At 39.8% G+C, this 16,467-nt stretch carries 13 protein-coding genes and 1 CRISPR repeat array (1 of these 14 only partly in view); of the genes, 3 read left to right on the top strand and 10 right to left on the bottom strand.

The window, feature by feature from the left end:
- Positions 1–528 precede the first annotated feature (528 nt).
- Complete coding sequence (locus tag U9670_RS06110) at positions 529–945, bottom strand: ACP-like domain-containing protein (RefSeq protein ID WP_323840969.1); 417 nt, start codon at positions 943–945, stop codon at positions 529–531.
- 276 nt (positions 946–1,221) lie between these two features.
- On the opposite strand from U9670_RS06110, the gene U9670_RS06105 reads away from it, so the two are divergent.
- Entirely contained in the window at positions 1,222–2,445 is a 1,224-nt protein-coding gene (locus tag U9670_RS06105) for an anhydro-N-acetylmuramic acid kinase (protein ID WP_323840970.1), read from the top strand.
- A gap of 201 nt (positions 2,446–2,646) precedes the next feature.
- Here the strand turns inward: U9670_RS06105 and U9670_RS06100 are convergent, their stop codons facing one another.
- A complete protein-coding gene (locus U9670_RS06100; protein WP_323840971.1) occupies positions 2,647–3,039 on the bottom strand; it encodes an MliC family protein in 393 nt (130 codons plus the stop codon).
- Between the two features lie 443 nt (positions 3,040–3,482).
- Here U9670_RS06100 and fabF point away from each other — a divergent pair, with 443 nt between their 5' ends.
- Complete coding sequence (gene fabF / locus U9670_RS06095; protein WP_323840972.1) at positions 3,483–4,787, top strand: beta-ketoacyl-ACP synthase II; 1,305 nt, start codon at positions 3,483–3,485, stop codon at positions 4,785–4,787.
- Positions 4,788–4,939: 152 nt separating this feature from the next.
- Here fabF and hisH read toward each other — a convergent pair whose 3' ends face one another.
- On the bottom strand, positions 4,940–5,581 hold the full coding sequence (hisH, locus tag U9670_RS06090) for an imidazole glycerol phosphate synthase subunit HisH (RefSeq protein ID WP_323840973.1): 642 nt from the start codon (positions 5,579–5,581) through the stop codon (positions 4,940–4,942).
- A gap of 10 nt (positions 5,582–5,591) precedes the next feature.
- The gene (gene hisB / locus U9670_RS06085; protein WP_323840974.1) at positions 5,592–6,188 is read right to left on the bottom strand and encodes an imidazoleglycerol-phosphate dehydratase HisB; all 597 of its coding nucleotides are present in this window, start codon (positions 6,186–6,188) and stop codon (positions 5,592–5,594) included.
- A gap of 191 nt (positions 6,189–6,379) precedes the next feature.
- Here hisB and def point away from each other — a divergent pair, with 191 nt between their 5' ends.
- Positions 6,380–6,901: a peptide deformylase gene (gene def, locus U9670_RS06080; RefSeq protein ID WP_323840975.1), complete on the top strand. Its 522-nt coding sequence runs from the start codon at positions 6,380–6,382 to the stop codon at positions 6,899–6,901.
- A gap of 61 nt (positions 6,902–6,962) precedes the next feature.
- Here def and cas6f read toward each other — a convergent pair whose 3' ends face one another.
- From cas6f to cas1f, 6 genes are all read right to left on the bottom strand, one after another.
- A complete protein-coding gene (gene cas6f / locus U9670_RS06075; protein ID WP_323840976.1) occupies positions 6,963–7,532 on the bottom strand; it encodes a type I-F CRISPR-associated endoribonuclease Cas6/Csy4 in 570 nt (189 codons plus the stop codon).
- A gap of 6 nt (positions 7,533–7,538) precedes the next feature.
- Entirely contained in the window at positions 7,539–8,594 is a 1,056-nt protein-coding gene (gene csy3, locus U9670_RS06070) for a type I-F CRISPR-associated protein Csy3 (protein WP_323840977.1), read from the bottom strand.
- Positions 8,595–8,623: 29 nt separating this feature from the next.
- Positions 8,624–9,556 (bottom strand): type I-F CRISPR-associated protein Csy2, encoded by a 933-nt coding sequence (gene csy2, locus U9670_RS06065; RefSeq protein ID WP_323840978.1) that lies wholly within the window; start codon positions 9,554–9,556, stop codon positions 8,624–8,626.
- Complete coding sequence (gene csy1, locus U9670_RS06060; protein ID WP_323841265.1) at positions 9,556–10,911, bottom strand: type I-F CRISPR-associated protein Csy1; 1,356 nt, start codon at positions 10,909–10,911, stop codon at positions 9,556–9,558. Before csy1 ends, csy2 begins: the two co-directional genes overlap by 1 nt.
- A 240-nt stretch (positions 10,912–11,151) precedes the next feature.
- Entirely contained in the window at positions 11,152–14,451 is a 3,300-nt protein-coding gene (cas3f, locus tag U9670_RS06055) for a type I-F CRISPR-associated helicase Cas3f (protein WP_323840979.1), read from the bottom strand.
- A 315-nt stretch (positions 14,452–14,766) separates the two neighbouring features.
- A complete protein-coding gene (cas1f, locus tag U9670_RS06050) occupies positions 14,767–15,708 on the bottom strand; it encodes a type I-F CRISPR-associated endonuclease Cas1f (protein ID WP_323841266.1) in 942 nt (313 codons plus the stop codon).
- 258 nt (positions 15,709–15,966) lie between these two features.
- Positions 15,967–16,467: direct repeats of the CRISPR family, unit length 28 nt; unit sequence CCTTCACACCGCACAGGTGGCTTAGAAA (it continues 1,150 nt past the right edge of the window).

Raw genomic sequence — 16,467 nt, 5'->3', positions numbered from 1 at the left:
TAACTTTGAGTATTTTTGCTTGATAAATGATAATTTTTGTATTATCTTGTATTAGCAAAAATCCACACAAGTTGTTCTTTAGTTTTGATTTTAAATAGTTTGTGATACATCGTCTGTATCATCAATCAAGGCCAACCATTTTATCACATAAAATTATTATGTCAAGCGTTTTTTTAAAGTTTTTTTATTTTAACTGGTTATTTTTTTAATTTTTAAAAGTAATTAAATAAAATATTAAAATTAATAACTAATAGTTAAATAGGTTTAAAAAAACTGGGTTGGTTTTGCATCATTCAAACTTTGGTTTGTTATTGATGTCTTATCATCAACCATCGTCTGAATGAGTGCGTATTATACAGGGAAATTGTTTAAGATCAAGCGGTATTTTTGATGAGGATTAATAAAGTTCTTAAGTGTATGATTTTGTTATTATTTTTGCATTAAGAGTTTCCAAGTTTTTTAAGTAAAAAACCAAAAACTATGCAATTACACAGCCTTTGGTTTTGTTTTTGCAAGGATTAAAAAGGGTTAGCCCAGTTTATTAACCTTGATGACCTTGCAATGCTTATAAGCAATTACCGAATCTGGGTCTTGAACTAAGATGTCCGACTTGTGGTAATTACCCAGCGTGATGGCACTGGAACCAATCATCCAGCTGTTCTCATCACCGAATAAAGTACTAGCAATGTTTGAATGCGTTAAATTAATTGGTAAAAAGCGGACTTTACCACCTAAGTATGATTCAGCAAAAGTTGGTAGTTTTTGCTCATTAAAGCCAAAATTAACTTTTACCTTGCCACCTATTTTGCATTGATAAGTAACTTCACGAATTTTGGTGGCTGTCTCATCTGCTGTGCGTGCGTCCATCAAATCACTTGCACTTGCCACACCAGACAACGCCATACCCATAATAAATACTGGGGCAATCTCTTTTAAAATCTTCATTGCATACACTCCCTATTTCTATTTTCCCTATTTCTATTTTCCCTATTTCTATTTTCTATAAGTTTGAGACTATTAGGAAATCCACAGCTAAGATTGATTATAAATTGTTTGTTTTTATATCTCCATCATATAATAGTAAAGATTTGTTGATGATTTATTACAAATAATTAAAGACTTAGCATTTTTACACAGACTTTGCGCAAATAGTTACAATTTATCAAAAAATTTGCTATGCTTGATGGTCTTTAAATTTTTATAATCCAAATTGAGCAATCTATGAATTTAGATGATTTTACCCAAAATTTAGAATCTTGGCAAAGTCTAGAAATGCAGTTGGAGACGCAGCCTTATTTTATTGGCATGATGAGTGGCACAAGCCTAGATGCACTTGATGCGGTATTGTGCCGATTTGATGACAAACGCCCGATTGTCATTGATAGCCATAGCATTAGCTTTCCCAATGATTTAAAATCCGCCCTACTCGCCCTTACCACACCCAATGGCGTGAATGACTACATTAAAACAAACAATCTTAGCTTTGAAAGCGAACTTGATGTTTTTGGTTGGGCAAGTGTATTTTATGGGGAACTTGCTGCCCAAGTTGTACTTGAAATGCTCAATAAATCAAATATTGACAACAACAGTGTATGTGCGATTGGCTGTCATGGGCAGACAGTGCGTCATCGCCCACATTGGCAGTTTAGCCTACAGCTACTTGATCCTAATGTCCTGACTGAGCGTACAGGCATTGCTGTGGTCAGTGATTTTCGTCGTCGTGATATGGCTGTGGGTGGTCAAGGTGCACCATTAGCACCTGCATTTCATGAAGCAATATTTAACAACCTAAATCACGCAGACACCAAAAATACGGCCGTGCTTAACCTAGGGGGCATTGCTAATATCACACTGCTGTCTGATGGTGTGCGTGAAGTCATTGGCTTTGATACTGGTTGCGCCAACCTTTTGCTTGACGGCTGGATACAGCGACACATGGGCATGGAATTTGATAAAAATGGTGAATGGGCAAAATCTGGACAAATCATTGCACCGCTGCTCAATCAACTGCTAAAACACTCATTTTTTACAAAACCTTACCCAAAAAGCACAGGTAGAGAAGAGTTTAATTTGACTTGGCTTGATGAAGAATTGGCAAAATTCAATATCAGTCAATCAAATTACGACAATGCCGATGTACAAGCCACATTGACAGATTTGACCGCCATCAGCGTTGCCGATGCACTATTGCAAATCGCCCCATCTGGCGAACTATATGTTTGTGGAGGTGGTGCGTTAAATAACCACCTGATGGCACGCTTAGCACATCACCTGCCCAGCTGGCAAATAAAATCCAGTGGTGCACTTGGCATACCGCCCATGCTTGTTGAAAGCCTTGCTTTTGCTTGGCTGGCTCAGCAAACCATGCTATCACAAGTAGGCAACCTGCCAAGTGTAACAGGGGCAAGTAAGCCTGTCGTATTGGGCCAGGTATGCTTTCCTTAGCTGTTTTTGAACTTAAATAAAGTCTCAAATGACACAAAAAAGCCGATATGATAGCAAATAAAAAACCGCAAAGATTAAATTGCGGTTTTTTTAAGATAAATTAACAAAATTAACAATAGCGATATCTTTATCTTTAATTATCTCAATCTTAGATTCACCTAAGATTGGCAATTACCAAGAAGAAAAAGGATACGAAATCAATCATTCAGGGCTACAGTTAACATCAACTGATGCACCACTGTGAACATTTTTGTAGGTAAATGTTGCCATATCATTACCTTTTTCATGCCATTCGCCACCACGATTACCAAAAATGCCAGTATCTGCACGATACAAAGTACCAGAGCCTGCTCGTGCAATATTCATCAAGGTGGTTTTGCCGTCAATTGTCATTTGAGCTTGGCTATCGTTCAAATAAGTCAGCTTTGGTGCAATACCATTTTCACAAATAAATTGTTTAGATGACACCGTATAGCCATTTGTATGCTTGACGGTTGACGCATGATTGCTATGACCCATATTATTTTGAGCTGGTGAAGCACAACCTACTAAAGCAACGGCAGTAAGGGCAGCTGTTAGAAATAAGACTTTCATTGTTCGCTCCTTTGGTGTTATATAGCGGTATGAGAAATTTAATTTAAATAGTATCTAGATACAACCTAGGCCATCGTAGATATTTTTGTTTGGCTTTTTCATGTTACGCGAATAAATATACCTCAAAACAACACTCTCCATCAAGTCATCAATTGTATCAATTGTGTGTTTTTATTCATACCTATTGTTTATTTGTTTATTGTTGCGATGCCTTTCATCAATTTATTATTTTTTATTATTTTTACCAACCCTGCTTTTCATTAAACCTACATAATCAACCCCATACAACATCAACTGAGCAAATGATTTCATTAGTTTTAATAAAATACAACTGTACACTTTTCATTTACCAACAGTCATGTTAATATAATGCCAAATAAAATTGTAACAAAAAATGACCTATCCATTCCATTATCTATATTGTTTCTAAGCTGGTGGCAATCATGACCCAACAAACTCAACGCTCAGCACGCTCAAATTGCACACGCATCGTCATTACAGGCATGGGGGCAATCACTCCTGTGGGCAATGATCTGGATACTATTTGGCAAAATCTAATAAATGGTACTAGTGGCATTAGTAGAATCGATGAGTTTGGCAATGATGTTGATATTAATGAATTTCGCTCACAAATTGCAGGGCTGATTAAAGATTTTGATGCCAAAAACTACTTAAATCCAAAAGAAGTACGCCGCTATGATGAATTTGTGCATTATGCTCAAGTTGTTGCCGCACAAGCATTATATCAGGCAGGATTGATTGCTGACATCAAGGGCGACTACCTACCCATCAATGTCGATGGTGAGAAATTTGGCGTAGTGATGGGTTCTGGCATTGGTGGCATTGGTACAATTGAAAGCAGTCGAGACATTATTAAAGCACAAGGGGCAAAAAAGGTCTCTCCGTTTATCATACCGGGAGCAATTGTCAACATGCCAGCAGGCTTGATTGCCATCAGACACGGCCTCAAAGGTGCAAACCTTGCTACCTCAACAGCTTGCACCACATCGACACATGCCATTGGTTTGGGTGCACGCCTCATTGCCTATGGCGACCTAGATGCGGTTTTGGTTGGTGGTAGTGAAAAAGCCTCAACACCGCTTGGCATGGCTGGCTTTGGTGCAATGCACGCTCTATCTACTCGCAATGATGAACCAACCAAGGCAAGTCGTCCTTTTGACAAGGATCGTGATGGCTTTGTATTGGGTGATGGTGCTGGTGCGTTAGTGCTAGAATCTCTTGATCATGCTCAAGCTCGTGGAGCAACAATTCTAGCAGAGCTGGTTGGTTTTGGCATGAGCGACGACGCAAGTCATATTACCGCCCCATCAGAAGATGGCAACGGTGCAAAACGCGCCATGCAAAACGCTCTAAACGATGCAGGAATATCTGCAGATAAAGTTGGGTATATCAATGCACACGGCACCAGCACGCCAGCCGGCGATGTTGCCGAAAGCCGTGCGATTGCCACATTATTTGGTGATGATATCTTGGTCAGCTCAACCAAGTCTATGACGGGACATCTGCTCGGTGCAGCTGGTGCGGTCGAGGCGATCATCACCGTATTGGCATTGCAAAATCAAATCCTACCACCAACGATCAACCTGCAAAACCCAGATGAACGCTGCACCCTTGACTACATTGCCCACACCGCTCGTAAGGTAGAAAACCTTAACTATGCCATTAGTAATAGCTTTGGTTTTGGTGGCACAAATGGCAGCTTAGTCTTTACTCGTTGGCAAGATTAACAAAGATAGAGCTTGGGGCAAGATGGATTTTACTGGGTTAAAATCCACAATATCACAAGCCAAGTTTTGTATCACACCAAAATCAAGCACGCCAAATATGCGTGCTTGAATATATCAATTAAATATCATGTGTTTTTGTTTCACATGGAACACTATATTTGCCAATTAATAAAATTACTCAAAAGACGCAGGCCTGCACGATGGCTTTTTTCTGGGTGAAACTGCGTGGCAAAAATATTGTCTTTAATGATGCTTGCACAAAATTCCTGCCCATAGCTACTAACTGCTGTGATAAGCCCCTGATTTTTTACATCAGCAACATCAGGCTTGCAGTAATAACTGTGTGTAAAATAAAAATACTCATCATTACAGCCTTGCCACAGTGCATGATTGGAATCAGTGTGCACAACATTCCAGCCAACATGAGGGATTTTAATGCCTTGACCGTTTTGTATCCAGGTTTTATCAAAGCGTTCTACACTACCTGCAACCAACCCCAAACAAGGTACCTTGCCTCCTTCGGTTGAATAATCAAACAATGCTTGCATACCCACGCAAATTGCCATCACAGGCTTAGTTCGTACCACTTCCTGAACGGTCATGTCAACACCGCACAATCGCATATGATGCATGGCATCACCAATCGCTCCTACACCTGGCAACATGACTTTATCGGCAGACCTAATGTCTTTTGGGTCGTTCGTGATGACCACGCTGGCCCCTGCAACCGTCAGGGCGTTTGCCACCGAAAATAAATTGCCCACACCATAGTCTAAAAGTGCAACTTTAGTCATATCCAATTCCTCATAGCATTTCTTTGGTTGAGGGTAGCTTACCGCCTGCACGCTCATCCATCTCGCATGCCATACGCAATGCTCGTGCCAACGCCTTAAAAACACTTTCTATTTGATGATGACTGTTTTTACCTTTTAGATTATCAATATGAAGCGTAATACCCGCATTATTTACCAAACCATAAAAAAACTCGCTGAATAAATCTACATCCAACCTGCCCACATAAGCACGAGTAAACGGTACATTCATGTGCAGACTAGGACGACCCGAAATATCCACCACCACACGACTCAAACTCTCATCAAGGGGTGCATAAAAATGCCCATAACGGCGAATGCCTTTTTTGTCTCCCAAGGCGATTTTTAAAGCCTGACCAATGGCAATGCCTGTATCTTCCATACTGTGATGATCATCAATGTGCGTATCGCCCACACATTTAACATCAAGGTCAAACAGCCCATGCCGTGTGATCTGTTCAAGCATATGATCCAAAAATGGTATGCCTGTGTCAATATTACCCACGCCAGCACCATCAATGTTGAGATAAACACTGATTTGTGTCTCAGCGGTGTTGCGAGCAATGTGAGCGGTGCGTGCTGCAGTCATAACTAACCCTTAATAATCTTGATTGGTGATTGGCCGAACAAATTAAAATCCCATTTTACACAAAATTAGGTAATTTTTGGGAGAATTATTAAGAGTTTTTAAAAACCATTGCCAGTTTTTAGATAAATTTTGCCAATGACCATGCTTTGAATTATAATAATGCCAATATTATCCAAAACCTTGAGAATTTTATGGCACTTTTACCAATTTTAAATTATCCTGACCCACGCTTGCGTACGGTTGCCAAAGAAGTTGAGCAGATTAACGATGACATCAAGAACTTAATTCAAGACATGTTTGAGACCATGTATGATGCTCGTGGCATTGGTCTGGCAGCGACGCAAGTGGATAGGCATGTACAAGTGGTTGTCATGGATCTGGCAAAAGAAGGCGAAAAACCACAGCCTAAAGTTTACATCAACCCAAAAGTCACACCATTGACCGAAGAACTCACCCCTTATCAAGAGGGTTGTCTTTCAATTCCAGAGGTCTACGATACCGTTGAACGCCCTGCTCGCGTGCGTATCGAAGCAATGGACGAACACGGCCAAGCATTTAGCACAGAGGCTGATGGACTGCTTGCTGTATGTATCCAACACGAGCTAGACCACCTAAAAGGCATTGTCTTTGTAGACCATCTGTCATCACTCAAACAAAGCCGAGCCAGAGACAAGGTCAAAAAAGTACTCAAAACTCGTGAAAGAGCCAATTAAGCTGAACCAAAACACCCCAGACGATATGTCTTGAGGTGTTTTTTATTAACATTAATCACCATTAAAAATCAGGCACACTACCACCACCTAGTCCATACGACCCAAATTCGCCAATGACAGCATCATCTACCATTTTTTTGGCAATGCGTAAACAAAAATCCACGCCAGTCGTTTGGCTTTTAAGCATGACAAAGGGGTAGTTAATAATAGGGTCTGACGTGTAATCAACCAATCTCGCCACTGCCTCATTATAGCTAAGTGCATGTTTCTTAGCATATCGCCTTGCTAGATTTTCTTTAGATGAATCAGGGTGATAGCGGTAAAAAATAGCATGGCGATGGCAAACAGGTACAGCTTGAATAGATCTTAAATGCAAATAATCACTCAATCGTTCCAGCCACTTTACCAAATTTAACTCGGACAATTCCTGCTCTGTTTGGGCAAACACTCGTAATTTTAAGCCGAGCGTTCCCCTTTTTTTGTTAAAATGGTATTGTGGAAAACCAACCCCAATCTGCGGATTTTTGTTGTCCACCAAAGCAATATGGATTTGTGCATACACCCTACTCCACAAAAAATAGGGCGTGACTTCTTCATCGGCAATCAGCGTGATTTCTTGATAATATTTCATCACCATCTACTCTTTACCGCTTTCACCAAATACACCGCCACGAATCAGCACCGCCATTACATAATGCTGTTGCCCGACATCTGGTTTTTCGCCCTTTAGCACCCATTTATCAAACAAACTGTAAAAATCTTGCTTGTTTTTTGGCTGTCTAAACGCCATACCCAAAGTTGTTACTGCACCGTAAGGCTCTACTGCAATGATGGTTTTTTGATTATTTGCGTTTAATAGATTGTCGTCTTGTCTGATTGTATACCAATCATCAATCGTGCGAATGGCATTGCTGATTTTTTGCGAATGCAGTCCTGCGTGGTTTTTGCTGGTATCGCCCACACGATAAAGTACCTTGCTTTTTTTACTGCCTGTGTCCAAAACCAGCTCTTGCGATGGATAGACCTCTTGTCCAAAACCGACCACCGCACGGGCCTGTACTGACAAAATCACAAACCGCTCACCCACCAAACCTTCTTCAATCCAGCCTGCCAAAGTCGCCAGATTTTTATCTTCAAAATCAAAAGAGTGCAGGCTAAACGCCTTGGCATCATCAAAAATTAAAGCACTGTCTTCATCGTTATTCAAAACCACTTTAATTTGAATTTTTTGTGCGCCCACACGGTTGCGCCACAACCAGCGGGCATTGACCATATTGACCGCATAGCGTTTGGCAAGCTCGCCAAGCCCTTGATTTTCTTTGTAGTCGGCGATAATCTTTGCCAACGCTTTGGCATAATCTTGGTCGTTGCACACAGACGGTTTGCCTGTAAATGGCAATACTTTACAAGTGAATTTGGCAACCAATGTGTCGTTTTGTTCATCAAGGCTGGCTGAGTCTACTTTTTGCAAATTGGCTTTTTGGATTTCTGCATCCAATTTGGCAGGGTCATTGGCAACCGCATTTTTTAAGCGATTGCTGATTGTGCCACGCACCGATTTTTCTTGGACGCTAATGATGGTGCGATTTGGATTTTTTTCCGCGCTGTTTTCTTGCCAAAAAAAGCCGTCCGAGATGTCCAAGACACGCTCAAATGCCAATACAGATGCGGTTTTTAACTCATTTTTTGCCATAACTTTCTCCAATTAAGATTTAGCATAACTTAAGATTTTTGTGCAACAACATACAAATTTTGCTCAGGCTTGTAAACTTGATACCAAAATGCCTGCTCCAAATCGTCAATGCGGTGTGGAAAACACCACTCACCCAGCGAATAAATACTCTCTACATATTGGCTTTGGTACTCAAGATTGCGACTGCTTGCCATTTGCCCTGCTTCAAACACAGGCGAAATGCCTTGATAACCCACAGGCATCGGCACAAGCCAGCCACGCCCTTGTTTGACGCTGGTGGTTTGCCATTTTTGACCTATATCGTCTGGGTGGTGGTGTAGCACGGCCGTTTCAATCAATGCATCCAAGGCAGTGGCATTGGGATTGGTCTGTTTTAGTTGCTCAGTGATTTCAATGAGATGGCGATGTGCGTCCATAAGCACAAAGGCAGGCAATAATTGTTTGGTAAAATTATTGAGTTCTTCAGCTTCAATAAATTGCACAGGGTTAAATTTGTCTATTTCAATAACACTGCCACCTGCAAGGCGTTGCTGTTGTAATAAAGTTAGGGCATTGTTTTTTAAGCTGTCCTTTTCTTCTTCGCTCAAAAAACCATCCGTATAAACACCCATCATCAAAGAAACCGTCAAATGGCATTTGCCTTCTTCAATAATTGGGGCGGTTTTGCCTGTTTTTAAAATCGGATTGCGACTTTGAATAAACAAAAATTCTTTATACGCATTTTCACGGTAGGCTCGCACCGTGCAATCAAGACACGCAATCAACACACCATCCAAACGAATGTGGTTCAATTCATCTATTTGGGCAATTTTTCGGCTTAATGCGTGCGTTGCGCCCGTAAAACCTGTAATCGCAGGAAAACCATAAGTCAAAGGGCTGGATATGGCGTTGGCATTTAAAATTTTAATATTTTTAAAAAGCAAATAACCCACGCACTCCAAATCATCATAAATAAAACTCATCAAAATACTCCATTGCCCAATCGCACACTCTTTTTGATTTCATCTTTAAATTCGTCTCGCCATTCGTATTGCTCAGGTTCGCCAAATTCGTGGGCGATTTTGTTAAATTCCAATTTTAATAATCGTTGCAACCACTCGGCAAAGGCAATCTCTATTTCTTCTCGCCAATCGCCCAATTCACGGCTTTGTTTAAACTCTTCTTCATCTTGCAATTCACCACGATTGGGGTCTAGCCAATATTTTTGCGCCATTTTTAAATTTGGATAGTCCTTTGACCACCCTGCTGGGCGGGTGTTTTGAATGCCTGTGGCAATCTCAAAAACCTTGTATATTATTTCGTCTAAAGTGGCTTTTCTGGCATCACGGATTTTGACATTATTGGTGGTATTTTTAATGATTTCAAATAAGCTTTGCAACTGAAATCTTGCGTGATAATCAAGGGCTTTTAAATCAAAAATGCTTTTGGTATTCTTGGGAATGGATATACTACCTGAACTTCTAAAAATCGGTGGCAATGATGGCAAAAGGTAGTTTTTTCCGCTTTGTTTATTGACGAGCTGACTGACATTCTGCGGTTTCGTTCCGCCTAATTGCACACTTGCTAAATCGTGAAAAGTCAAATAGGGTTTTTGCTCTACGGTTTTTTTGGTACGATTTTCACGAGCAGTTTTATTTTCCTCAGAAAAACGCATTTGATTGATTTTTAAAAACACCTCGTAAGCCAAAACGCTTGGATGAAGCGGGATTAAAATACGATATTCGTCATCAGCCAAAGGATATAAGGTTTGTTTATTTAATTCGTGACTTTTGGGATTTTTAAGCTGATTGTTTAAACAATCCAAAAAAGCTTGCTGATAAGATTTTGAAATATCCAAATCATCATCAAAGCTTTTTTGAACAGCGTCTGAATTTTGCAAAATTAACTCACGCATTTTAATACCAGAATCCGCCACAACTTCCCACTCAAAAAATGATACCAGTGGCAAATCAATCGCTCCGCGCGGGCTGTTTGCATCTACAAAGGCACTGACAATGGTTTTGGTATTGACAAAATCGTGCGAAACTTCGTCTGTAAAATTGACATTATCACCACGCGAACTTGGGTGTATGCCCTTAGAAATGTGCGTGCCAACCTGCACATTTTGAGCCATAATTTTGGCATCAGCAAGCCAATTTTGTTTTTGATATTTTTCCTTAAAAGGCCGTAAAATTTCATTTAATTCCGCTACTTTTTCCACATCGTTATCAGCAATGGCTTTATCAAGCTGTTTTTGCTCTTTTTCGGTTTTTTTGTTATATTGGGCGGTCAAAAAATTCAAAATTGCCTGTTCGATTGTTTGTCTGTCAATCTGCATAGACACACTTGTCTCCTAGTCGTCTTGATAACACTTATTAAACTACACCAAAAATCATTCGTCAAACTATTTTTTTGATCTTTTTGCTATTAAAAAAATGGCAAAGCCTTACTAAAAACAGCGGTGCCAGTGCCACTAAGTGCGATTTAATCGCACACCTTAAATCGCACACCGTATAGAGGGCTTAAAATCAAGCAGTTTGGTACCTTTAGTCCTAAAGAAGCTAAACCGCTTTTTATTTCAATCTTTACGCCAAAATCCAAACCGTTCATCAAAATAAAAAACGGCATTTTCAGCCAACGACACCCCCAAAAACCGCTTAATTCGCTCGCTTTTTGACAACTCTGGGAAAGCTTGGGCAAGCTGCCTAAGCTCATCTGCCACACTTTGTGCTAGCCAAACCGAGACATTGTCGTTTTGGGTATCAAGGCGGTTGGGTGTGATTTCGCTGGCATTTTTGCAATTTAAGCCATGTTCATCCACCTGTGCCTTGTGTTTAAAATGAGCGCCATCATCATCGCTTGGCACAACGATAAAATCGCTGTTTGCCCGTCCTGCCCGAAATGGCGTTAAAAGACTCAAATGCAGATGATGGCGATTGGCGGTTTCTTCATTATCAAAATAACTGTTAACGACATTTGGCTTGTTGTTATTCATCAAATCTTCCATAACCGCCTGTTCTAAATCGGCTAAATTCTCTTTGATATTTAAAGTCGGATTTTTGCTAATGCGACATTTAGCATCTAATTGAGTTAAAATATTTTTATCAATCAGTTCTGTGGTATTTTTGGTATTTAACACATATTTATCATCATCTTTGTCGTTTTCAAAGCCAGGGCGGGTAAAAACGATATTTTCATTTTTTAAAGCACGAATATTGTGCGACCAAATGCCAACATTGGGTGTATCAGCAAATAAATGCGGACGGTGGCGTTTGACTCGCCCAGCCAGCTGAATAATTGACCGCATAGAGCTTGGTTCAACCATCGCCCAATCATAATCGTGGTCTCGTCCCACTTCTGCCACAGGCGTGGCAAGCACAATGAATAAATGATTGTTTTTATTGGGATTTTTATGGATAAAATCAGCAATATCGGCTTGTTTTGCCCACTCTTTATCGCTGATATTTTTACGGCTAAGCACGGCATCAAGGCGAGTTTCAAGGCGATTTCGTAAAGCCAAAATTTGCTGAGAATGGTAACAACACAAATAAATTTGCGTGTCATTTAAATGTGCCGATTTTAAACGATAAAACGCCTCGGCAATTTGCATTAGAGGCTGAATATTTGCCATTCGTATCAAGCCTATGCTTATTTTTTTATCATCCAAAATAATGTGATTTTTTGAATGCAAATTTATGGCATTACCTAATAATTGCTCAGCAATTGTAGAATAAAATTCTTGGGGTTTTTCGCCATTAAATTTTGCTTGAATTGGTAAAATTTTTGCCATTTTTCTAATGGGTTCTTTTTTCAAAAAAGACAGGCGTTTTTGAATAAAATTGGCGTGGTGATGATTAAATATTTCAACAGTTTTGCATTGTGTGGCATTACAGTCATTTTCGTCAAACCACGCACAAACGACAGATGGGTTTGGCTTGTTAAATTGGGCATTATAGATTTTGCGACCCGCCAAATAGGCATTAAAAAGACCTTGCACCAAATCGGGTGGTAGCGTAGCAGATGATAATAAAACCCTAGAACCAAAAACTCCCGCTAAATGCACCAATCGAGACAAAGCAGGCAAATCACTTTGATCAAAATCATCAGGCTCATCCAAAATTAAATCTGAGCCAAATAAACGCAGCAGCGGAACAATGTATCTTCCGCCACGACTGCCTTCGCAAGCTTGCATTAAATGGTCGATTGTGCAAGTTACTACAGGGCAGATGAGTAGGTTTTGGGCATTTTTAGCGTCCAGCACCGTGCCAAGTTTTAAATCCGCCACAATATCGGCAAAATCGTCGCTATCTACCAGACCATCAAGCAAAGTTTGGTCAGATTCACTACCGCTCAGCGCATTGGTTTCAAACAACTGTTTTTGTGCCAAGCCACCCACCAAAATCGCAAGTTGGCTATCGCTTAGTTCCAAGTTTTTGCGAAAACTTTGCCCTGTTTGCAAAGTCAAAACCCTTAAACCCAATGCAATCGTCAAACGAGTGCCTTTTTCCCCTGCCAATGCATACATAATGCGAGCATTGCCAATGGTTTTGCCTCTGCCAGTTGATGCCATATTTACACCAAAAAAGCCGTTTATATGGCTATCTTCGCTGTGCGTGCTTGCTAGTTTAAAGGCTTTGTTTTGCCACAAAAACAGTTCGCCTGCGGTATTTTTGGCAAGCGGTTCGTGCTTATCAAGTCTGGGCAGATTTTCGTGCAAAATTGGTAAACTACGGCAAAATTTAGCGGTCATATCCGCCACACCCAGCAAATGTTCGTCCAAAGATTGATTGGCACTGCCTGTTTTATCGGTATTGGCAATGAGTGTGTTTTGCCAATTTAAACTGCCCAAAACACGCTGTGGGCTATCTATTTTTAATGACGAATAATTGTGGTCTCCCACCATCAAAGCAAGCCGTGATAATTGCACCAAAAATGGGTTGGCAATCGGCCGACCCAATTGGGAGAGCTTATTTAAAGTTGGGTCGTTAAGTGCTTTTTTGGCGTAGCGTTTAAGCTGTTTTTGCCAAAGAGGACTGCCCCAAACAATATCATTAAAAGCAAAAAATTGATGAATATTGACATCACAATTGGGATTTTTTACCCAATATTCCATTGGTTTAAATAAACTTTTGTAATAAGTGTTTAAATCTACTTTCAAATAGCGATTATCACTTTGTAAGTACTTTTTCTTATCTTTAAAATAATAGTCAGTCAAAGCAGGTAGGCGATGATGGGTAACAATCAGCCACGCAATCCAATTTGCAATCGGTGGCAATTGATGTAATTGGGTTTTTTCTATATTTTGTACTAAGTCATCAATATTTAATTTGGTTTTAGCAAGATAATCTTCAACGGTCAAAAACCTTTCAAAAATCTCATTATCGGTTTGGCAATTTTGGACAAGCCACAAAAATAATTTTAAAGACAGCCATTCGTGGCGATAAGGGTCAGAAGTTTTAGCAGATTTTTTTAATTTATCTTGAAAGCCCACGCTTGATTTTCCCAAATCGTGCATTAAGGCAGAAATTACCGACACAATAGAAATGGCATTTAAAAATTGCCAATCATTCTGACAATCAAAGTGCAAAATACTGCGTTTGGTTTTATTAACAGGCACAAACCCACTTTCATTAAATTCATTTTTATTGCCCACTATCCAAACAAGCTCGGTGCGGTTTCGGGTTTTGATTTTATGGCAAGCCACAGCGGTATTTTTGCTGGCACTTTGGCGTAATAATTTTCGCACCATTATCAAGCCATCTTCGGTAATACTGGTTTGCCACACATTGTCGCCGATACGATTGGCATAAGCGTCCAAAACTCTTCTGGTTTTTATCAGCGATTTTTTCTGACATTGGCAAATGAAAATGACATTCACAATTTAATCCCAAAACAGTGCTAGAGCCTACCAAATAGATAAGCTCTACTTTCTAAACCACCTACACGGTGTTAAAATTGTCTGTACATAACTACAGTCTATATTTCTAAGCAGTCTGCGCGACTGGAAAATTATGTATCTCCTATTATAATTAAAATGGGGCTATTGTTCAAAATATGAACACTTGGAAAGCTAGTAATTGCTATAACAATCAGAGCGGACAGCCATTTTTTCTTGAACATAAAGGTTTCCATTCGTTAGTGATGCGGTCATTATAAGCCATCATTTTTCCAGTGTCAATCCTATAGACTGTAATTAAGGAAATTTTTCTGAAGCCAGCTCCTCTACGGTCTCAAACATAAAATCAAGCGCTTGATAATCGGTAAAATAGTTCAAAACTTCTTGGCGAAACTCTTGCTCGCTCGTATTTTCTTTTGCGCAGATAAACGATAAAGGCAACACAATCGCATCTTTGACCAAATCGGCAATATCAAACACCAAAGCCCCACGCCGTGTTTTGCCGTGCATAACCGCAAATCCGTGCGAAATCCCCAACACCCAAGCGGTGGTCGCCCCCAAACCATACGCCAAATAATTGCCGTGGTTTAAAAATACATTGGCTTTATCGGTGCTGTCAAAATCACGAACAAAGCCTGTATTGGCTGTGTTTTTGGCGGCAATTTTATACAACTGCTTGGTCATTCGCCCTTCTAAAGCTAATAAATCAGCATTGCTATTTTGATTGGGAATTTGGGATTGATAATTGGCGATAATGTCATTGATATTTTCGTGAAAACAATAGGATTTAAACTCTTTGTCTTTTGAGTAGATTTTTAATATGAATTCGGTGCGTTTTAATTGTAATTTTTTGGCGATTTTTAAGCGTTTTTCATCATCAAACCACCAAGAAAGCCAGCCTTGTATGTATTCGGTAGGTCGATATTCAGATTGTGGCGACAGCCACAGTACTTCACAGCCACTAAACAAAGGCGTGCCACCACCGCCACAAAAACCCACCAATACCCCTGCCTGTGCAAGCATTCTCATTGCCGCTTGGGTGATTGAAGTGCCTGTGCCCAATAAAATGCAAGTGGTATTGGCAATTGGAATATTATAATAAAGATTTTCTTTTTTGCTTTCGGTGAGATACAAAACACGCCCGTCTTTTTGCATTACTCGACAGTGTTCTAAATAAAAAAGGTTAGCGCGTTTGGAGTGCAAAATGGCTTTTAAATCAGAGGATTGGAGCATCATCATGATAAACTCATCACATTTACAAAACTGATACACCATCATTAAAGCACCCTTTTGCACGACAGTCAAGCAATTTGCCTTTCCAATAAGATTAAGATATGATAGAAATAAGGCAAAAAAGCAAATTTCTACCCTTTATTTTTTTATTATTTAAAAACTTAATAAAATCAATAAGTTGCATTTATCAGAAAAAACATTGGTTTTTTGGCAATAATCATCGCCAGAGCTTGATTTTTCTGATAATGCTTTGTAGAATATCTACCTTCACACCGCACAGGTGGCTTAGAAATATCAACTCATAGACATTATGGGCTTGATATTCCTTCACACCGCACAGGTGGCTTAGAAATTTAAAGGTTGTCAATAGGTTTAAAAGGTTTTACCTTCACACCGCACAGGTGGCTTAGAAACTATTCCGACAACTTAAAAAAGTGGGTGCAAATCCTTCACACCGCACAGGTGGCTTAGAAAAATCTTTTAATTGCATTGGTTAATTTAATATTTCCTTCACACCGCACAGGTGGCTTAGAAATAAGACTATATCCCTAACTGTTGTATAGGGTACCTTCACACCGCACAGGTGGCTTAGAAAAATCACTTTTAAAGACATTGTAATCATGATAACCTTCACACCGCACAGGTGGCTTAGAAAATACATATCTTTTGCAATATCAATAGCCATCTCCTTCACACCGCACAGGTGGCTTAGAAAGCAATTCAGCTAAAAACATTGTAGAATCTATGCCTTCACACCGCACAGGT

Origin of the sequence: Moraxella tarda, assembly GCF_035181405.1 — a bacterium.
Classification (GTDB): domain Bacteria; phylum Pseudomonadota; class Gammaproteobacteria; order Pseudomonadales; family Moraxellaceae; genus Moraxella.
The sequence above is the reverse complement of the archived record's forward strand: the minus strand, read 5'-3'. Positions and strand labels throughout refer to the sequence as shown.